This window comes from Okeania sp. SIO2B3 (genome assembly GCF_010672525.1).
Lineage (GTDB): Bacteria > Cyanobacteriota > Cyanobacteriia > Cyanobacteriales > Microcoleaceae > Okeania.
Map to the genome: position 1 here is coordinate 1 of NZ_JAAHGH010000066.1, position 19721 is coordinate 19721.

At 36.6% G+C, this 19721-nt stretch carries 17 protein-coding genes; 12 read left to right on the forward strand and 5 right to left on the reverse strand.

What is annotated here, in order from left to right; genetic code table 11:
- Positions 1-421 precede the first annotated feature (421 nt).
- Positions 422-2047, reverse strand: a complete 1626-nt coding sequence (locus tag F6K15_RS27140; RefSeq protein WP_293066915.1) for a SpoIID/LytB domain-containing protein — start codon at positions 2045-2047, stop codon at positions 422-424.
- A 518-nt stretch (positions 2048-2565) separates the two neighbouring features.
- Here F6K15_RS27140 and grpE point away from each other — a divergent pair.
- Positions 2566-3207: a nucleotide exchange factor GrpE gene (grpE, locus tag F6K15_RS27145; RefSeq protein WP_293066917.1), complete on the forward strand. Its 642-nt coding sequence runs from the start codon at positions 2566-2568 to the stop codon at positions 3205-3207.
- A 129-nt stretch (positions 3208-3336) separates the two neighbouring features.
- Positions 3337-3690, forward strand: coding sequence for an STAS domain-containing protein (locus F6K15_RS27150; protein ID WP_293066920.1), 354 nt, complete (start codon positions 3337-3339; stop codon positions 3688-3690).
- 716 nt (positions 3691-4406) lie between these two features.
- On the opposite strand, the gene F6K15_RS27155 is transcribed toward F6K15_RS27150, so the two are convergent.
- The gene (locus F6K15_RS27155) at positions 4407-5183 is read right to left on the reverse strand and encodes a hypothetical protein (protein ID WP_293066923.1); all 777 of its coding nucleotides are present in this window, start codon (positions 5181-5183) and stop codon (positions 4407-4409) included.
- A gap of 625 nt (positions 5184-5808) precedes the next feature.
- On the opposite strand from F6K15_RS27155, the gene F6K15_RS27160 reads away from it, so the two are divergent.
- Entirely contained in the window at positions 5809-6903 is a 1095-nt protein-coding gene (locus tag F6K15_RS27160) for a PstS family phosphate ABC transporter substrate-binding protein (RefSeq protein WP_293066926.1), read from the forward strand.
- A gap of 878 nt (positions 6904-7781) precedes the next feature.
- Here F6K15_RS27160 and F6K15_RS27165 read toward each other — a convergent pair.
- Positions 7782-10022: a Cache 3/Cache 2 fusion domain-containing protein gene (locus F6K15_RS27165; RefSeq protein ID WP_293066928.1), complete on the reverse strand. Its 2241-nt coding sequence runs from the start codon at positions 10020-10022 to the stop codon at positions 7782-7784.
- 839 nt (positions 10023-10861) lie between these two features.
- Here F6K15_RS27165 and F6K15_RS27170 point away from each other — a divergent pair.
- A complete protein-coding gene (locus F6K15_RS27170) occupies positions 10862-11986 on the forward strand; it encodes a mechanosensitive ion channel family protein (protein WP_293066931.1) in 1125 nt (374 codons plus the stop codon).
- A gap of 233 nt (positions 11987-12219) precedes the next feature.
- Here the strand turns inward: F6K15_RS27170 and F6K15_RS27175 are convergent, their stop codons facing one another.
- Complete coding sequence (locus F6K15_RS27175; RefSeq protein ID WP_293066933.1) at positions 12220-12402, reverse strand: hypothetical protein; 183 nt, start codon at positions 12400-12402, stop codon at positions 12220-12222.
- Positions 12403-12613: 211 nt separating this feature from the next.
- A complete protein-coding gene (locus tag F6K15_RS38665; RefSeq protein ID WP_363268817.1) occupies positions 12614-12736 on the reverse strand; it encodes a hypothetical protein in 123 nt (40 codons plus the stop codon).
- 530 nt (positions 12737-13266) lie between these two features.
- Between F6K15_RS38665 and F6K15_RS27180 the strand changes: the two genes are divergently transcribed.
- The 8 genes from F6K15_RS27180 (at position 13267) to F6K15_RS27215 (ending at position 19681) form a co-directional block, all read left to right on the forward strand.
- Positions 13267-13482, forward strand: coding sequence for a hypothetical protein (locus F6K15_RS27180; protein ID WP_293066936.1), 216 nt, complete (start codon positions 13267-13269; stop codon positions 13480-13482).
- A gap of 789 nt (positions 13483-14271) precedes the next feature.
- Positions 14272-14970, forward strand: a complete 699-nt coding sequence (gene bioD, locus F6K15_RS27185; protein WP_293066939.1) for a dethiobiotin synthase — start codon at positions 14272-14274, stop codon at positions 14968-14970.
- Between the two features lie 18 nt (positions 14971-14988).
- Positions 14989-16206, forward strand: coding sequence for a M20 family metallopeptidase (locus F6K15_RS27190; protein WP_293066942.1), 1218 nt, complete (start codon positions 14989-14991; stop codon positions 16204-16206).
- A gap of 1119 nt (positions 16207-17325) precedes the next feature.
- Positions 17326-17976 carry an SH3 domain-containing protein gene (locus tag F6K15_RS27195; RefSeq protein WP_293066944.1) on the forward strand — a complete coding sequence of 217 codons (651 nt, stop codon included), beginning with the start codon at positions 17326-17328 and terminating at the stop codon, positions 17974-17976.
- Between the two features lie 292 nt (positions 17977-18268).
- Positions 18269-18745: an AAC(3)-I family aminoglycoside N-acetyltransferase gene (locus F6K15_RS27200; RefSeq protein ID WP_293066947.1), complete on the forward strand. Its 477-nt coding sequence runs from the start codon at positions 18269-18271 to the stop codon at positions 18743-18745.
- A gap of 36 nt (positions 18746-18781) precedes the next feature.
- Positions 18782-19018 carry a type II toxin-antitoxin system Phd/YefM family antitoxin gene (locus F6K15_RS27205; RefSeq protein ID WP_293066950.1) on the forward strand — a complete coding sequence of 79 codons (237 nt, stop codon included), beginning with the start codon at positions 18782-18784 and terminating at the stop codon, positions 19016-19018.
- A 238-nt stretch (positions 19019-19256) separates the two neighbouring features.
- Positions 19257-19481, forward strand: a complete 225-nt coding sequence (locus F6K15_RS27210; RefSeq protein ID WP_293066953.1) for a DUF433 domain-containing protein — start codon at positions 19257-19259, stop codon at positions 19479-19481.
- Entirely contained in the window at positions 19478-19681 is a 204-nt protein-coding gene (locus F6K15_RS27215; RefSeq protein ID WP_293066956.1) for a DUF5615 family PIN-like protein, read from the forward strand. The genes F6K15_RS27210 and F6K15_RS27215 overlap by 4 nt, the downstream gene beginning before the upstream one ends.
- Positions 19682-19721 lie beyond the last annotated feature (40 nt).

Below are 19721 nucleotides of genomic sequence, written 5' to 3' on the forward strand. Positions count from 1 at the left end.
CTCTGAAAGAGGCAATAGAGCGAACGCGCAGGCGTGAGAACCATCTCTGGACTAGATGCCGTAAGGTGTTTAGTTTAAGTGGACTCATTGAACCAAGAATCCTGGTTTCAGGAGAATCCCCGTGCGTAAACGCCGGGGAGTATGTCAAGTAACGCACCTCCTCCACAGCACGGTAAGGCAGCTATGCTGAAGAGTTAGAGAGGAAGGGCGAAAAACGTGGTGCATGATCACCAGATTTGGTATGAAATCATACATTTATTCAGCAACGCCACTTATAGCAGTTTTCATTAACGTAAAATACAGAGATTTTGGCTTAAAGGCAGCTATGCTTTCTGTGCAGCATGACCTAGGAAAGGCAGAGGGCAGAAATTTTGTAGTCAACATGAGTGAAAACCGCTATATGTTGCCTCGATCGCCACTATTATTGTTGTCCAAAAGTGACGGACTCACTGAGAGGTTGGATCTCTGTTCCAGGAAAGTAAAAACTGAGAATTCGATCGCTACTCCAACCTAACTCAGCTAACTTAATAGACCCTTTCTGAGAGAAACCTACCCCATGTCCAAATCCTCCTCCAACGAAACTATAGCCCCATAAAGTTTGATCTGGTTTGTATATAGGGTCTAAATAAAACAGTGTACTCCAAGGTACCCAAAAGGCATTTTGTACTTCGTCCTTATTTAACTCTATAATTCCTTTATCAGTTTCCACAGTCATTTTCAGAACACGACCAGCAAGCGATCGCTCTGTCACCTCCACATTTTTTACAGTTTCAATTTGAGCAAAAGGACTTTTTTTCTCTCGAAAATAACTCTTCAAATAACTAACGATACCAGGCAAACTCACTACCTCGCGCCAACGAAACTCTATCCAACCTTCTTCATTAAATCCTGTTTGAAGACTCATAAACTTACGGAAATTTTGTTCATCAGCTAAACTATTTGTAGATAAATCCCAGATATTATTAGCTGAATCAACTACAGGTCGTAAATATGGACGTTCAGTGCCATTCCATAGATCGTTAAAATCTGCTGTCACACCACCACTAACAGCAAAATAAACAGCATCTATCAACTCATCTTCATAAGTCAGGACTTTTCCTCTAGTTGCTGCTACTGCTTCATCTGTTTCTGGGTATACATCTAATCCTTTGTAGACTTGACAGTGAGTATTGGCACACAACTCATAATTATCTGCCACAAACCTATGTAAATTTCGTAGTGCATAAGTTCTAGCTAAAATTGCTTGAGCTTCGAGGGATGCTTTTGGTGGCCAAGCTCCTAATTCGTGGGGTACTACTCCCCGAATATAAGTTTCTATTGGGACATTATTTACTAATGTGTAGCTTCCATAAGCATTCGGTTGTAATTTGAGTGAGCCAGCATAACGTCGTTCTTCTGGTATTACTGTATCTTGGTTAAATTGATTATTGACGAGAATTATATCTTTTCCTGCTGTAATATCTAATTCATGGCGATGATAAGTATAGCCATTCATTTCCCAGTAAGCTGTGGGTCGTTGTTTGAGAATTTCCAAATCGAGATATACATTTGTATTACTATGAGCTTCTAGACTTTCTAGTAACCAGCGTCGCAATAAAGGAGTTTTATAAACTTCTCTTTTTGCCCAAACTTTCCATCTTCCGGGTTGGGTTACTTCTACTTCTATTCCCTTATCTTTCCATAATTCAGCATCTTCTTCAGCATTTTCATAACTACGGTGACTGCTGAAAACTAACCGCTCTTTTAATAATGCTTTTTCTAGCGGTCTCATCTTAATTTTTAGCTCAACTTTTTCAGTAGTAAGAGTTTCTTTTCCTGCTGGAGTTTTAAAGCTTAAAGTTAATTTATCTCCAGGAGTAGCTCTCAGGGTAATTTGATCTGTAGTTTTAGTACCAAATCGTTGTATAACTCCTATTTTTAGCAATTTATTAGATTCTTCTAAAGCTTCTGCTGGTATCTTATATAATCCTAGCAGTAAACCTGTAATCAATATTGTACTCGGAATTAATTTGTGAATTAAATATTTTTTATGTATCTTAGTCTGCAATTTTATTTACCTCCACATTTATGTAACCAAAAGTAAAGTAGCTCAAACACTCTACTATTTTATTCCTTCTGCCCTCCGCTTCGTGGCGTGTCATCAAGATAATTTTTAATGCTGACCAAAAAAGAGGGTCTCGCCCTTTTAAGGGGATGAAAAAAGATAAACTTCAGTATTTCAATCCTCCTACTTTCCTACGGAATGCTGCGCAAAAAGATTTAAGGTACTGATAACTGATAACTGATAACTGAAATGACCTACCTTAGCAGTCCTAAATCATTTGTGATAATTTTATTGCTTCGGTGTTTGTCATTTCCTGTTCCCTATTCCTTAAAATCTACAATATCTCACAACTCAAATAAAATTGCTATTAATAGATATCTAGCGATCGTAAAAAATAAAATCAACTATTGCACATAAATTATCAATTATTTCCCCCTACTCCCTCTTTGTAATAATGAGTAATTGTGATATATTCTAGAGCATACTTTTATGTATACTCTTTTCTTTTAATCTCCGGTGAAATGAATCAGTATTTTCCAATAAACTATGCCTCCCAATTACAAAACCTTATGGAAAAAGCAAGTATTTCTAGCTTTAAAGAATTAAGTCAAAAAGCAGGGGTTTCAGAATTGCAGGTTATTAGGTTGCGACGTGGGTTAGGGTCACAAATGCGAGTAGATATTTTACTCAAAATTAGTCAAGCATTAGGAATCACCTTAACAGAATTATTAGATAATTTTGCCCCCGAACTTGTCAAAAAATCAGTACCAACTTCTACATCAATATTAGAACAAGAATATCGCAATCTCCAGGCAAACTTTGAGCAACAAAAACAATTTTTAACACAAGAGTTTCAACAGTCTAGTTTGCAAATTTTAGAATCTTGGTTACAACAATGGCCTACTGTTGTATACAAAGTCAAAGAAAATCCTCGTTTAGCAGCAACAAAGATATTACCTTTGTTACGTCCAGTAGAGCAATTGCTCCAAAAATGGAATGTAGAATCTATCGTTCCTGTGGGAGCAGAAGTTCCTTTTGACCCTCAGTTACATCAACTAATGGAAGGGTCTGCCCAAGAGGGAGAACTGGTCAAAGTTCGTTATACTGGCTATCGGCAAGGAGATAAACTACTATTCCGTGCCAAAGTTAGTCCTATCAATTAAATCAAACAACAGAAAAGCCTATATAATAATTAACTTTGACTTACTTATCAATATACTTGGACTTAATCTCAGTAATGGGGTATACTAGCCTAGGTTTGTAAATAGTTAGAGTCATAGCTTCTAGAAAATATGAGTACTGTGGTTAAGTATATTCAACCTAATGGCATTTTAGACGGCACTAAGGCTACTGCATTTCGCCAAGAAATTAGCGAGCAAGTCGAAGCTGGAGCAGATATTATTTTGATAGATTTTAAAGATGTAACTTTTATGGATAGCTCTGGCTTAGGTGCTTTAGTTTTAGCGCTAAAAACTGTTAGGGCAGCGGGAAGTCAATTAGTTGTATGTTCTATTAATGAACAAATTAAAATTCTGTTTGAGTTAACAAGTATGGATCGGGTTTTTGACATATTTCCTAACCGAGAAGAGTTTGATAAAGCCAATGGTGAACCTAATACAAATCTTCAGGCTCAAAACAAAAACTAATATTTTTAAATTTTGGGTGAGTTAGTATCTTAGATTTTGGATTCTAGTATTTTAAATGGTAGATTAAATTTTCTTCCATAAGTTCCTGATTAATGTAAAATTTCTTTTAAATATTTTCTATACCCAAAGGGGTATATCTAATAAAAATGATTAGGAATAAATTTTTTATTTCAGATAAAATCTAGAATTTTTTACTAAAGAAAATCACATCCAAGCTTTGTTACAAAGCTTCAGTTTATCTGAAGTAAGATGTCATATTAAATATAGATTAAAGTCAAAATCAGTGTATCTTAATCGGGACAGATTTAGGTGTATATTAAGTTAGGCAGACTTAGTTTTTAGTTTTTTGTGACAAACCTTTTCCCTGTATATAGATTAAGATTTTTTTGCTTAATCCCTGCTTCAAAGATAAGTGTTATAATTGTTTGGCTTTATTGATGAAGTTTAATAGTTTGGAAAGATGATAAGAATCTCCATAATTTACTGAATAATTATAGGTTTATAGCAGAAAGAAGAAGGAAAAATCTTGTGTTGTTTGAGTTTGAAGTTGTTGATATATTCCCTCCCTTTCTTTCGACTGCTATAAACCCTATTCTTTGAAGAAGAAATAAATAAAAAAATGCTTTTTGCCAATCCTATCTATTTTCAGGAGAGGTAATTATTAATTGTTAACTATTGAAGATCGGCATGGAGAAGTCTTGAAAGTAAATCCATCATTAAGCTTCTTTGATAAACCGAATTATTTCCTGCACATGATTAAGAAATTGCCCGTCTCTTGAAAGTTGAGATATTGCTTTTTCAGAATCTCTAGCCAACTGATGATGTTCTGCTTGGTTTGTATTCCTTAAATCTTCTATTGTCACTGCTAAACGAGTTAATTCTTTTCTTGTTATTTCCGAGTGTTGTTGTTGTTTGGATCTAAAAGATTCTGGATTTTCAAGACTTAGTTGTGCTGCTAGATTTTCCACAGTTTTTTCGATATTTTCAAAGCGATTTCTAAGTTCAATAATATCTGCACGAGGATGCAATAGTTCTCGGCGAATCATCGATAACCGCACCACTAAATATTGATATAAACGTATAGCGGGACGTAAAACAGTTAACAATAAAGCTGCGCCAGAACTCACATAACCAACTACACTAATACCAGTAATAGCTAAAGTATAAAGCCCAACTGTAGAAAGAAAATGTAAGGCCAAAGCTATCCACAAAGAAAAACGCGCTAACTTAGTAACATAATCAACTTGTTTAGCATCAACTGCTATACCTTTTTGCTTTGACTCAGCAGCTTCAGCTAATACCTCTTTAGCTTCAAAATGTATATTCCAGGGAACCGTAACAATTAACAATAACCACCAAAAACAAGCACCCGCAATTACCCAATCTAAAAAACTACCAACCGAAATATGTAGCCATTGTAAAATACCAAATGTCAAAAGTAATATTAAAGTTAGCCCAATAGTAAAGCTAGCAAAATTTCCAGAAGTTTTCATTCTTCTACTTCCTCTAATGATGGATACCTTTATAATTGTTTAGCTTCCCAGAGAAAAATATTCAAAATGTGACAGTTATTCAAATGGTTAAGGTATAAATGTTATAGCACTACGCAAATAGGGCGCGGAAAATTATCAACACAAAATAGTTTTGTCAGTCTTAGTAATTGGATAATAATATAGCGTTTCTCTGTAAGCTTGAGGTACACTCTTATATTTACTTCACTATTGTCAGATGAGCTGTTGCCTAAAGTCTAGAGTTTTGTAACTCACGCTTTTTGGGAATTGCTATAATTATCCCACAAAACTAAACTATAAAATATTAGCTGACATAGAAAGTCGATCTCAATCTTGAATATTGATAAGTGATAAAATTATCAAAGTTATTAGGAAAATCGGCCTTGGTGAAAAGAGGTATGATATATTGTCCGGATAAGAGCGCAAACAAAAAACTTTTTCCTTCTATTTCTTATTCTTTCTTCCCTCCTGACTCCTGTACGGGCGATTTCCGTTCCGGAATGCTCCTAATTACGCGAATCGCCCCTACGACTCCTGACTCCTAAGTAATGCGCGATTAATATCATACCCTAATTTACCAACGCTGGAAAATCTTACTCTAAAATTTATGAATTTAGTAATACAATTGAAAAATCAATCTCTCCGTTTTTTTGCAGTAGCTCTACTTCTGATTGTAGGTGCTTGCGGCAATAAGGAAACAATAACCACTACCGAAAAATCTCCACTAGCAAACGAAGAAGATATTGAGGAAAGAGAATATGTTCTAGTTGATGGCTCAAGTACAATTTTTCCCCTATCTAACACAATGGCTCAAAAATTTATGAATGATAATCCTGAAACTCAGATAATTGTAGGAATATCTAGTTCTGGAGCCGGACTCAAAAAGTTTTGTATTGGGGACACAGATGTATCAAATGCTTCCCGTCCCATTAAAAAGTCTGAGATTGACCTCTGTCAGGCAAATGGAATAGAATTTGTTGAAATTCCCATTGCTTTCGATGGTATTTCTATAATCGCTAACCGCTACAATGATTGGGCAGACTGTCTGACCCTAGAAGAGTTAACAAAAATTTGGCAACCTAATAATGATGATCAGGAGAAAATAACAAATTGGAAGCAAATTCGGGATGAATTTCCCGAAGAACCTCTGGGTCTCTATGCTCCCGATCCCGATTCTGGTACTTATGATTACTTCACTGATGCTGTCAATGGGGAGGAAGGTAGAAGTCGCAAAGATTATAAGGCCAGTGAAGATGATGATGTCATTCTTCAGGGAATTGAATCTGAATGGGGCAGTTTGAGTTTTCTCGGCTTTACCTACTATGAACAAAATAAAGATGTGGTGAAGGTGATTTCTGTTGACAATGGTAGTGGTCAATGTGTGGAGCCAAGTAGTGAAACTATAGCTAACGGTACTTATAGCCCTCTATCTCGTCCATTATTTTTATATGTGAGCAAGAATTCCCTAGAAAACATACCTCCTGTCAAGGCTTTTATTGATTACAAAATCAATACTGCTAACAAACCAATAATTTCCGAAGAGGGTTATGTACCTTTACCTCGAATATTGCAAGAGAAGATACGAAAGCGTGTTGAGGAACTCACTACTGGTTCTGTTTTTGAGGGAGAATCTGCTGTTGGTGTTAAACTGATTGATAAACTTTTCACTGAAAAAGAAAGGCAAAAAATCAGTGGTAGCTGATTGAATAGGTATTATATCATGTCCGGTTAAACAGTGATCAATAACTACGGAGTCCTCAGGAGTCAACCCACCCCTAACCCCTCCCAGGAGGGGAGGGGAAGGACCGAGTCAGGAGGAAAGAGGGAAGAAAGAAGAAGAACTGGAGTTGAAGGAGAAAGTTTTTTTATAACTAATTATCCGGACATGATATTACACAATAGATTTATACATGAAAAAGAATGTAGAGACATTTCATGAAATGTCTCTACAAGTATTTGATAGCACTAAGCATCACGGTTAGGGTATTCTTATATTCCCTTTTCGTGCTGGAATGCTGCGCAAACAACCCAAATTCTTTCTTTAAATGGCGTTGGTGATTTAAGGTATGATATGATGTCTGGGTCAGAGCGCGATAGAACTCCGTTCCGTGCTTCGCGTTTTCGGTCCTGAATGCTACGCTTGATCTGTCGCGTAGTGTTAATGTACGTTGTGGGCCAGCTAAACAAAAAACTTTCTCCTTCTACTCGGGGTTTCTTCTTCTGGCGTTGCTGAATTGAAGTATGAATGAGCGATTATTTGGTTCTCGCCTTCGCCCCCGCGCATCCCCCATTCAACAAAAAGCGAAGCATCCTCTGGCTTCCCCCGATCTTCGGGGGACGGGAGAGGGATTTTCAAGGGGGAGGGGAGGGGGATTAATAAAGGGGGACTTTTAGAGTTTTATTCCCCCCAATGGGTGGGGGGTTAGGGGGGCTTGCATCATACCCAGAATCAGCAACGCCCTTCTTCTTTCTTTAATCCTGAGGACTGAGGACTGAGGACTGAGGACTGAGGACTGACTCCTAACTCCTAACTCCTAAGCAATTAAGATTAATATCATACACGCTCTTCAGCAACGCCCTTTAAATAAATACCAAAATAGTGACTAGCAGTAAAATTTTCATCATACTCGGCCAATAAAGCGCCTTAAAAATAAAGTTATCTTTATACTTAAAAATCTGAAGATCGGGCTTCAAACTCCAGAGAATAAAGTTCAAAGTTACCAAGAAAATGTATAAATAAACAACAAAGTAAAAATACTCTAAGTAAACAATACCTTTAGTAATTATTTGTTGTCTAACTGTCACCTGATCTAAAATAACAATAAATACAAAACCAGCAGCAGCTCCCAAAACTTCCATTGTTTGTTCTCTGTCACAACTCAATAGTACTGCAAATAACAAAGTCAAAACTACAATCATTGGTCCTAGTTTAGAAATAAACAGACCCAAGAAAGACCTTTGTAAAATAACTGTAAATTGAAGTTCAGGAAAATTAGTTTTTGGAGCAGAATCTAGCAGACCAAAATTAGTATTGTATGTCTTAAATACATACTCGAAAAAGCTATCCCTGAGATACCATTCTCCGAGTACCATTTCTTGGTCTACCCCTGGTGTAGTTCGCGGGTTAATTACATTGTAACTACTTAAATTAGGAGCAAGAATTACCCGACGATCTAAGTTTCCATTATTGAAATCTTGATGCAAAATCCGAATTTTCAAATCTTTATCATCAAAAGGATAATAATCAAAATCAAAATCCATCCGGAGAGTATAAGAAAAATACCAACCGATAACTTCTAAACCATCTTTTTTGTGTCGATAATCTTCTCTTAACTCATAATCACTATCTTCAATAGCATTAGCAAGTATAATGCCACGAGATAAATCATCATGTACACCATCTTGGTATTCTTGCCATATATAACCCGTGACAAAAGCATCTTTTGGACTGGTAAAATCAAATGATTGAATAAAAACTCCTGTGGGAATAATTAGGGGTGGTTCTTGATTTAATTCTTGACTTAACTCTATTTGAGGAGCTAATAATTGTGTTACACCAGTATCACTGAGCAAAAGGTTTCGAGTTGCTGTATAAGTTCTTGCTCTCAAAACTAAATTCCAAACAAAGCCAATGTTTGCCACAAATAATAGTGTCATAATAAATGATACTAATGCAATTCGTTTTACCCCTCCCAGGTAAGCTTGAAAGAGCAGAACTGACAGAAAAACACCAAACCAAAGGTAGGCAATACTAAGAGCAATTAGCTTACGTCTTATTACCGCAGAATCTGGTAAAATTTCATCTTGAATAAAGACTATTCCTACTACCCATCCATTCCGGTTGGTTGTCCGTAGAAATAACCAAGAATTTTGACCTGTTATTTCATCCGTTAAATTTGCTTCTACTGGTGTACCTTTAAGAGCTTTTACAATTAATTCTCTGAGTTTTTCATCTTGCTGTTCGTATGTAATATCAAAGACATTTGCTTGAGCTTTAAATAATTCTTCATTCGGATGATAAAGGTAAGTTCCAGTTTTAGAAATGATAAATCCATAGCCAGTTCTACCCAAGTCTAGAGACTCCATCACTTGTCGAATTTGAGTTAATGAATATTCGCTATATACAATACCTCGTAGAGATTTCTCTGGAGTATTTGGGTTATAAAAAGGAGTATAAAATCCGACTACTGGATCGCTGACTATAGAAGTGTCACTCCACAAATGTGGCTCTCCCCAATTTGGTCCTTTGTTCAGGGTATTACTATACCAAGCATACTTGGGTTTAGTATAGTTAATTTTGGTTTCAAATAGTTCTATTTTGTCTTCTATTCTTGCATAGTATGGTGCATATAACTTGACATCCGGTTGATAAGCAAAGGGTTGATAAGCAACGCCAATATCTAAAAGTTCTGTATTTGCCTCAATTTCTGATTTAAGTCGCTCCAATAATTCCCCATCACTTAATTGACCAGAAGTAAGACTGTTAGCTACAGAAAGAGCTGATTTTTGGGCAAAATACAGTCGTCGGTCAATCTCTAGAGCAACTCTAGCTGTTTCCCTTTGAGCTTGCTGTTTAGCATTATCAAATCTTTCGTTTTGTTCTAGGGTGTACAATAAGGACCCTAATACAGCTAATGTTAAACTAACTCCACCAAGGATTAGTGAGGTGTAAAATGCGATTATTTGTGGCTTACTAGCATTATTAATAGTTAATGTTTTATGTAAAAATTTGTATATTTTTTGTTTGATGATTTTAGCTTTTTTGGGAATTATTTTATCGTCTTTTATGACATCATTTTGAATCTTTTTCTTGATCTTCATGGTTTGGTTTTTCCTGTAGATTTTAGTACATAATAATCTCTTGATTTCTGGCAAAAAAAATGGAGAGGATTAACATTTTTTTTAGCTGAATTGATAAAAATATCTGAATGGCAAAATTACCCCAAGGAGAATTGTGCTATCTAAATTTTGTCTCAAAATATCAACTCTAGTTCATCTGATATTTGAGCGACAAATATAGGAAGATAAATCTGAAATGTTCCTAACTATTACAGCACTTTTTAGAATAATAGTTTAATCTTAATATCTGTTCTCTCTCTTGACTTACACAACAATAAAAAATCAAAATAAGTAACAAAATGTCAAAATTAACTGACAGTCTATAAATAGGTTATTTCAAACTTTTTACACAATTAAATATACATCGGTTTAATTGTACCAACCTACTTATCTGTAGTCTTCAGTTCTCCGATTATTACTGAAATAATACAATATATACCATAGCTTCGTAGGCTCTGTATATATGAACTAGAAAGCTAACTAAAAAATCTTTTTTTGATTTTTATGGCTCTGACAAGGTAAAATCTTATTTGCATCAGGCAAAAGAGATAGTCAGAATAAATTAAGATATTCTATAATTTGCAGGATGATGCCTGATTATTTTAAATTTAATGTGCCCTCTCACCAATCCCTGCCCTGATCATTCCATAACGATGCAATGCCCATATTAAAATATTATATTAACAATACTTGATCGACAGTTTTTTTGCTACTGTAAGTATCGATCTTAATTTTGCATTTTGCTAGACCCTAGACTTCAGTTTCTGTAGACTAGGAAAGTACCTTATTCTTATAAAAAATCTCTAAGTTGAGGAAAAAAAGTGGACTTATTAGAACAAATTTGGAATAGTCTTGGAGAAATAACTATTTTTGGCCTATCGGCATATAAACTATTATTTGCCATAGGGGTATTGCTGTTAACACTAATACTCCAGGGATTTATTGCTGGAGTAATTATTAAAAGTATTGAAGGTCTGGCTGCTAATACTGAATCTGACTTAGACGATCAATTGATTGCTATCATTAAAGAACCCTTAAGCTGGTTAGTTTTAGTTGCTGGGTTCTGGGCAGTGCATATAATTTTAGTAGAGTATATCAGTGCTGAGTTAAACACACTGATAACTGATGTTCTCGGTTTAGCTGCTATTGCTCTGGTAGCAAATGTAATTTATCGTTCAGCTCCTTTGCTAGGTCAACTACTACAATATCTAACTGTTCACACGGAGACAGACCTTGATGATTTGCTGGTTCCCTATTTCCCTAGACTATTTCGGATTGCAGCAATTGTTGTGGTATGTATTAAAGGAGCAGAAGTATTTTTGGGAGCATCTGCAGGTGCCCTGATTGGTTTACTTGGTGGTGCTGGTGTTGCTCTAGGTCTGTTGTTCAAAGACATTATCTATGATTGGTGTTGTGCTATAATTATCTATACTGATGGGTTGTATAGACCTGGTGATTGGATAGCAGTTACAGGGTTAAGTGGTTTTTTCCAGGTTTCAGAAATAGGTTTAAGAACAACAAAGTTGTACGCATGGGAATGGGGTTCAATCGTTAAAATGCCCAATTCTAAAATGGTCGGTGGTATTGTAGATAACTGGTCTCAAAATAGAGCTGATGTTGACGAGTGGGGGATAGCAGGAACTTTAGAAATTGATGGCATTACAGCAGATCAAGTACAGAGGATAATGGCTGGTCTTGATGAAATATTTAAAAGTATGGGAGTTTTTCTGGAGCATTATGTAATGTTCCAAGGTGTTGAGGGTAATACTCGCAAGATCAAGTATGTTGCGTATCACCTTCCTGCTGGTTACGGGCGTGATAGGGATGAATTTCACTTGAGGGTAATGAGGTTCATGGAAAAAGAAGGTATTGCAGCTAATAATGTTTATATTGTAACTGACGTAGAAACTTATGCAAAAAATATGAAAATGGCAAGCAAGAATTGAGTGCTAAATATCCATAAGTTAATATTTTGGTAGTGGTAAATAAGTAGTGATTGTTTAGGTTTACCTTCTAGTGATAAAATGGATATACTTACTAAACACTACTTTTACAAAACTACCAATATCTTTTTCTTCCTGCTTACCTAACTTTTTTCTTTCTATTAATGGGAATATTAATGCTTTCTAGCTCTGATAACTAACTTTGCCAAAGTTGATTTGTATAAATTTCCAAATTTTCACGGCTTTGTGGCTGTATTCTGTCTTAATTTAGTAACAGTAACATCTGAAGTTACAGATATTTCCAAACCATGACCAATACACAATCTTTCTAATTCTCTAATCGTTACTTCTGGGTGAAATTGCAAAGCTAAACTATTTTTTTGCCAAGTAAAACCTTGGTTTTGATACTTAGAAATCAAGGCAAGTAGAGTTGCATCAACTGGCCAATATAGAACAGATGTATTTTCTGTTGATAAATAAGTTCAAGGTGAGTTTATTCCTGTCTCAGTAAATTCCAATTTTGACAAAAAAAATCAGGTCTCAACCCTCCCCCTTTTGAGGCTATAAAAAAGAACATTCTGCATCTTCTAGCCTCCCTATTACTGATAGCGTAGCTCCTCTGTAAAGAGGCTAACTGAATTGACTAACCAATTTCTTTAGTTGAACTGCATAAACTGATGCTCCTAGTTCCCGTGCAATTAATTGAGAACCCAAGCAAATTCCGAGAGTATGTAAATCTGTAATAATGACGATTGCAAATTAAATTTATCCGTTAAAAATGGATAATCTGATTCATCATAAACTCCAATATATCTGCCAATAATTATTAGTCAATCAGCTTTAATAGTTTAAAATTTATGATTAAAGTTAAACAATGTTTTTTAGTGGTGATTTTTATCTCTAAGTCTTTACATGATTTAGGCAAAAATAATGTTTTTTCTGATAAAGTCGAAAAAAATCATCAAGAAAGAAAGGAAAATTAGAGAGATTTTGAAGTTGATTCAATAGAGCATATAGCAATTCCCATGCTGGTGAAGTACAAAGTTAATTTATTTTAGGGAGTAGGGAGTAGGGAGTAGAAAAGAAGAAAAACAACTGTACCTCAGTAACTTGAGAAACGCTATATAATACCAAATCCGCTTATCATCCATTACGTTTTTCAAATTCCTCTCTAAGCCTTCAGCATAGCTGCCTTCTACCTTACCTTCATATTGGTATGAAGTATTTTTGTTAGTAGTGGGAATACTTAAAGTTAAACAAATAAATCCAACTAATATCAGCTTATGAATAAGAATCTAATATGGTTATTTGTCATTGTAAGTATAGTTTTTGTAACTGGTGGTGACAGTTTGGAATTTGTGCCTCAACCTGTCCAAAACGCCAGCTTGCAAAGTCGAAAATTTATAGTTGGGCTATGGCCTGATTGGTTGAAGCCCAAGAATACTAATGAACGTACACAAGACGCTGTAGACGATCTGGAAAATCGTGCCGATCCATAAATAGTAATATCATATCTTGTTGAATCCCTATAAATAAAGGGAACATGGGGGAAAGTAGGGGATAGTTTAAGCTGAGATATTCAGGTAGGCTTCATTTTCAGTCCCGAAACCCTTCCGTTCTAATAAACTTATCCAAAGTTACCCATACATGATTGCACGCCGCTCTGGCAGCTCAGTTCCTGCTTTGCTAACGCAACACTGTGCGTTTAATGTCGCGGAGCGTTAACGTTTGCGCCCTTCATTCAACTGCCGTATGTAAAGCGTCTGGGGTTAGCATAGCTCCTCCGGAGGAGGAAAGAGATACCCGAAGGGTGCGGGGTCGCATCTGCGCCATTCATTCTGACTCCTGTAGGGGCAAACGGCCGTTTGCCTCTACCACTGATATCGAATCCGGTAGCATCGGTGTTATTCAATCTTTAAAGATAAGAGTCTATATTATAGGAGGTTTCTGGCCATTTGCTAACGCAAAGCTGCCGCTAACGCCCTGCTCAATTGTATGACGATCAACAGAATCAGGACTTACGCAGAGACTCTACTTATGGTGAGGGCGAATACCATTCGCCCCTACAGATGGTGGTTTGACAGTCAATTTGCTTAATTCCTGAGAATTTTACTCCGAAGCCAACGGATTTGATATGACTCCTAGTAAATAGCCTAAATACTTGTAGCAAACATTTATCAAATTTGTATAAGGTGAGTTGCAATGCACTCTACAGGTAGAGTTTTGTATGTAAGTCCTGAAGATATTACAATGGAGAGATCCAGAAATGATATTCCAGGGTAAATGCTTTGAAAGAACTTTTGATTACTGCAACCGATACCGACGCTGGTAAAACGATATTGACCCTAGCTCTTACTGCTTATTGGCAAACTTACCATAAAGACCGGAATTTAGGCTTATTTAAACCTATTCAAACTGGCATAGGCGATCGCGAACTTTACACTCAATTATTTTCTCTAGACCAATCTCTTGACGAAATTAACCCTTTATGGTATGAAACCCCCGTTGCTCCTCCTGTAGCTGCAGAACGGGAAGGTCGTCTGGTACAATTAGATGGGGTCTGGTCAACTTTTGCAAGATTACGAGAACAAAAAGATTTTGTGTTAGTCGAGGGTTTAGGAGGATTAGGTTCTCCTGTAACTCACGAACTGACGGTGGCAGACATAGCTAGGGATTGGCATTTACCTACTATTTTGGTTGTACCAATCAAGTTAGGCGCGATCGCTCAAACCGTAGCTAATGTTGCTCTAGCTCGTCAAATGAAGGTTAATCTCCGAGGAATTATTCTCAACTGTGTTAAACCTTGCTCGGAGCAAGAAATTGCTGACTGGACTCCTGTTGAGCTAATTCAATCTTTAACTCAAGTACAAGTCTGTGGCATTATACCACATTTGCCAGATATTAACAACTTAGGCAAATTAGCAACAGCAGCCTCTAATTTAGATTTAGAGAAGTTTTTGCCTTTACCAACGACAATCAAAAATTAATAATTCAGTATAAAAAATATGGTTTCAACTATTCCGACTTCAAATTCTGTTACTCAATCTCAACTGCGTCCAGAAATTAGAAAATTACAGCCTTTGCTAGTTGAATGGCGACGACATCTCCATAAAAGACCAGAGCTAGGTTTCAAAGAATATTTAACAGGGGAATTTATTTGCCAAAAATTGCAAGAGTGGGGCATCGAACATCAAAAAGGAGTTGCGAAAACAGGTATCCTGGCAACTATTGACAGTGGTAAACCAGGACCTGTATTAGCTATCAGGGCAGATTTAGATGCTTTGCCAATTCAAGAATTAAACGATGTGCCATATAGGTCAATACATAATGGTGTGATGCACGCCTGTGGCCATGACGGACATACAGCGATCGCTCTTGGTACTGTGCATTATCTCGCTACCCATCGCCAAGATTTTAATGGGATCGTAAAAATCATTTTCCAGCCAGCAGAAGAAGGACCTGGAGGTGCTAAACCAATGATTGAAGCGGGGGTGTTGAAAAATCCAGATGTGGATGCCATTATTGGTTTGCACTTGTGGAATAATCTACCCCTCGGCACAGTAGGAGTCCGCAGTGGTGCTTTAATGGCGGCTACCGAAAGATTTAATTGCACAATTTTGGGTAAAGGTGGGCATGGAGCGATGCCTCATCAAACTGTAGACTCTGTGGTAGTTGCTGCTCAAATTATTAATGCTTTGCAAACAATAGTAGCTCGGAATATTAATCCTATAGATTCAGCGGTTGTGACGGTTGGGGAATTAAAGGCAGGTCGGGCGTTTAATGTAATTGCTGATACTGCCAGAATGGGTGGTACTGTACGTTATTTTAATTTGGCTTATCAAGATTATTTTGCGAAAAGAATTGAGCAGGTTATTGCCGGAGTTTGTGAAAGTCACGGGGCGAGTTATGAATTTAATTATATTCCTCTTTATCCTCCGTTAATTAACGATCAAAAAATGGCAGATTTGGTTAAAAGTGTAGCTGAATTATTAGTAGAAACTCCTGCGGGTGTTGTACCAGAATGTCAAACTCTGGGGGGTGAAGATATGTCATTTTTTCTGCAAGAAGTACCTGGTTGTTATTTCTTTTTAGGTTCGGCAAATGCTGAGAAAAATTTAGCTTATCCGCACCATCATCCTAGATTTGATTTTGATGAAACTGCTCTAGGAATGGGAGTAGAAATGTTTGTGCGTTGTGTGGAGAAGTTTTGTAGTAAGAGATAATTTATTTTGCTCGAATAACGTTTTGATTTTTAACCGGATTTGTGTTAGGAAGTCCGGTTTTTTTTATATTATGTTTACTTTAATACTAAATTGATAAATGTTTGCTACAAAATAGCTAGGATATTTCTTAGGAGTCAACCCACCCCTCCCCCTCCCAGGAGGAAGTCAGGAGGACCGAGTCACACGGGAATGGCTTTAATAGCAGTTTTTAGGTCTGAATTTATCTTTTTAGTCCAAGAGACATCTCCTATAAAGTAGGGGCAAATGGCCATTTGCTAACGTAGAGCTGCCGCTAACGCTCTTACTGCCCAAATTAATTCGTAATATCAAATCCGTTTAATTCGATATAAAAACATTCTCCATCTTCACCATTACCAAATATTTATAAATTTTTTCCCTCCTGACTCGGTCCTTCCCCTCCCAGGAGGGGAGGGGTTAGGGGTGGGTTGACTCGGTCCTCCTACTTCAAAAGATTTTATACCGATGCTACCGGATTTGATATAACATTCTTTTTTCACCAAAAAATAAGGTCTGAAGCCTCCCCTTGGCTGCGCCGCGAGCTACCGCTCTACAAGGGGATGAAAAAGCGGTCGTTTGCGGAGCATTCCGTAGGATGGGATGGCGAGGTTTCCTCGCCATATCCAATCGACTAAGAGAAAATCAAGTTCAATATTTCAAGCCTCTGACTTAAACTAGAGGTACTGATAACTGATAACTGATAACTGATAACTGAAATGACGCTTGGTATAATATAGCGCTACGCATAATTCTGCGTAATTATGAGGTCTCTTTAGTTACTTTTCTTTATATACCAGGTGTGATAAATATTTGTTACAAGTATTTAGGCTTTTCCTACATTCTTGATCTGGCTTAAATTCCTTAATTTCCTGTTCTTGAGTTTATAGATTTATTGGCGGAAATAAGGATTTTTGTTAACTTAGTAAATCTCCCTTGTCAAAATTTTTGTTTATATTAAAATATCAAAATTATACAGATAAAGCTACTTTTAAAAAAAGATGTTTTTATCTAAACAAAGTGTTAAGAATAATCAAAACATCTGAAATATAGACTTACATAGTTAGTAGTTAAACTTGCGATTACAAATAATTCAGAATATTTATGAAAAATAACATCAAGCAAAAGCCAAATTACCTAAGAATATTAACAATTACTTCTCTATCTTTATTAGGAAGTCAAATACCAACTATTGCCATGGCAGACCAGTGGACTCCATGGGTTAACCAGACCAATGAAATATTACTTGCTCAACAACAAGTTTGTCAGCTTCAGTCTTCACCAGCAGATAGTCGTGCAGGTGTAGATTTCCGAGACCAGCCAAATGGAGGTAGAAATATTGCCTTTTTTAATAACGGTACTTCTGTAACAGTCATCAATAGGTCTAATGATGGACAATGGACACAAGTAATTGGACCGAATAATTCTCAAGGTTGGGTATATACTCCCTATCTGCAAAATTGCAATACACGCTCTGCCTCACAACTACCTAATACAGGAAATAGAACAGGTGGAGTACCAGTAGGAACAATTTGTCAGGCAATAGGTTCTCCCGAATATCCGAATATTCCAGTGCGAAATTTTCCCAATGCCAAAGGTTATAATATGTCTTTCAATTTTGCTAAAAATACTCAACTGAGAGTTACTGAACCACCAGCAGGACAAGAGTCTCAGTCAAAGTGGGTTTATGTTCAATCAGTACAAACTCCTCAACAAATGGGGTGGGTATGGAGACCTTATATTCAATGTAATTAGTGCCGCTACGCGGAAGTCAAAAGTCGTAGGGGCGAATGGCATTCGCCCGTACAAAATTCAAAAATATTGATTGGTAAGGCTTTTAGAATTTTGTAACTGGTTAGTTATTTCTGCCATCCTGCATTAGCTGAGTAATTTATAAGAAGGTCTAACGTTCAACAACAACAAATATTTTTGGTACGGTCATTGAGTCAGGAAGCTCATATTTTCTGTTTTGATGAGCCTTTTTTTTTGATTGACAGAATACGGAAAATATTATTTTTATCTGTCTTGTTTTGGGATATATATTAATATGAACTCAACAGAAAATATCACCATTCAACATCTATCTGAGAAAGATATAAAGCTAATGCAAGACTTGCTTAATGTTTTTGGTGATGCGTTTGATGAAGTGGAAACTTATTGCAAAGCACAGCCTAAAACTGATTATCTTCATAAGCTACTCAGCAGAGATTATTTTATCGTGTTGGTCGCATTAAAACATGGAGAGGTGGTGGGTGGTTTGGCAGCATATGAACTTCACAAATTTGAGCAAGAACGCAGCGAGATTTATATATATGATTTGGCGGTATCCACTGAATACCGTCGCCAAGGTATAGCAATGGCGCTCATTGACGCACTCAAGAATATAGCTGTTGATCGGGGAGCTTATGTTATCTTTGTTCAAGCTGACTATGGTGATGATCCGGCAATAGAGTTATATAGAAAAGTTGGGGGTGTGCGGGAAGATGTCCTACACTTTGATATTGTAGTCAAAAAAGATTATTGAGCGATCGTTTTTGTAGATATTCTGAGGTTTTTGATCATGCTAAATGTAACTATTGATGAAATTCAAAGCGATCCACTGAAATATTTGCGTTTAGTCGAAGAGGAGGAAACGGTTGTAATTATTCTATCTGAGCAAGCGATCGCTGAAATTAGACCTATTGGCAGTAGCAAGCAGTTACGGCCATTTGGTTTGTGTGCAGGTGAGTTTACTGTTCCGGATGATTTTGATGCTCCTTTACGGGAAGATATGCTGAACGCATTTGAGGGGAAATGAGAATAAAGTTTCCGCACAATAAGCAGTTATTTTAACTAGAGAAGTATCCAAAAGTTTCTCCCCACTAATTTTTAAATTTTCTATGCTAGAGTAGAAAAAAAGTATTTTTATTAGAAAATAAGTTTCTTAAAGTTGTAAAAGAAGCAATCAAGGGTTGGTTTAAACCAGACAATAGTAATAACAAATAGTATTAAGTACGTCTATAATAAGATTAAAATTTACTCTGGAGTCAAACTATATGTCAGAATTACTGAAAAGAATTACAATTAATCCTAAACAATGTGGTGGTCGTCCTTGCATCCGAGGTATGAGAATTAGAGTATCGGATGTACTAGATTTATTTGCTGCTGGACTGACTGCCGAACAAATCTTAGCAGAAATGCCCGATCTAGAGGCCAACGATCTGCAAGCAGCGCTTTTATATGCCTCCCGTAAACTTAATCATCCCGTATTAGTCCTATGATAATTTGGGTAGATGCACAACTGTCGCCTGCGATCGCAACTTGGATTAGCGATACTTTTGGAGTAACAGCATTAGCTCTACGGGATATTGGTTTGAGAGATGCTGAAGATATTGATATTTTTGAGGCAGCAAAGGCTCAAAGTGTTATCTTGATAACTAAAGACAGTGATTTTGTCGATCTAGTCGATCGCCTTGACTAACCACCTCAAATTATCTGGTTAACCTGTGGTAACACCTCAA

What these genes read in the sequence shown, in the direction of transcription:
- grpE (WP_293066917.1), top strand. Translation starts at nt 2,566, where the DNA reads ATGAATCAGTATTTTCCAATAAACTATGCCTCCCAATTACAAAACCTT.
- F6K15_RS27150 (WP_293066920.1), top strand. Translation starts at nt 3,337, where the DNA reads ATGAGTACTGTGGTTAAGTATATTCAACCTAATGGCATTTTAGACGGC.
- F6K15_RS27155 (WP_293066923.1), bottom strand. Translation starts at nt 5,183, where the DNA reads ATGAAAACTTCTGGAAATTTTGCTAGCTTTACTATTGGGCTAACTTTA.
- F6K15_RS27160 (WP_293066926.1), top strand. Translation starts at nt 5,809, where the DNA reads ATGAATTTAGTAATACAATTGAAAAATCAATCTCTCCGTTTTTTTGCA.
- F6K15_RS27165 (WP_293066928.1), bottom strand. Translation starts at nt 10,022, where the DNA reads ATGAAGATCAAGAAAAAGATTCAAAATGATGTCATAAAAGACGATAAA.
- F6K15_RS27180 (WP_293066936.1), top strand. Translation starts at nt 13,267, where the DNA reads ATGAATAAGAATCTAATATGGTTATTTGTCATTGTAAGTATAGTTTTT.
- F6K15_RS27190 (WP_293066942.1), top strand. Translation starts at nt 14,989, where the DNA reads ATGGTTTCAACTATTCCGACTTCAAATTCTGTTACTCAATCTCAACTG.
- F6K15_RS27195 (WP_293066944.1), top strand. Translation starts at nt 17,326, where the DNA reads ATGAAAAATAACATCAAGCAAAAGCCAAATTACCTAAGAATATTAACA.
- F6K15_RS27200 (WP_293066947.1), top strand. Translation starts at nt 18,269, where the DNA reads ATGAACTCAACAGAAAATATCACCATTCAACATCTATCTGAGAAAGAT.
- F6K15_RS27205 (WP_293066950.1), top strand. Translation starts at nt 18,782, where the DNA reads ATGCTAAATGTAACTATTGATGAAATTCAAAGCGATCCACTGAAATAT.
- F6K15_RS27210 (WP_293066953.1), top strand. Translation starts at nt 19,257, where the DNA reads ATGTCAGAATTACTGAAAAGAATTACAATTAATCCTAAACAATGTGGT.
- F6K15_RS27215 (WP_293066956.1), top strand. Translation starts at nt 19,478, where the DNA reads ATGATAATTTGGGTAGATGCACAACTGTCGCCTGCGATCGCAACTTGG.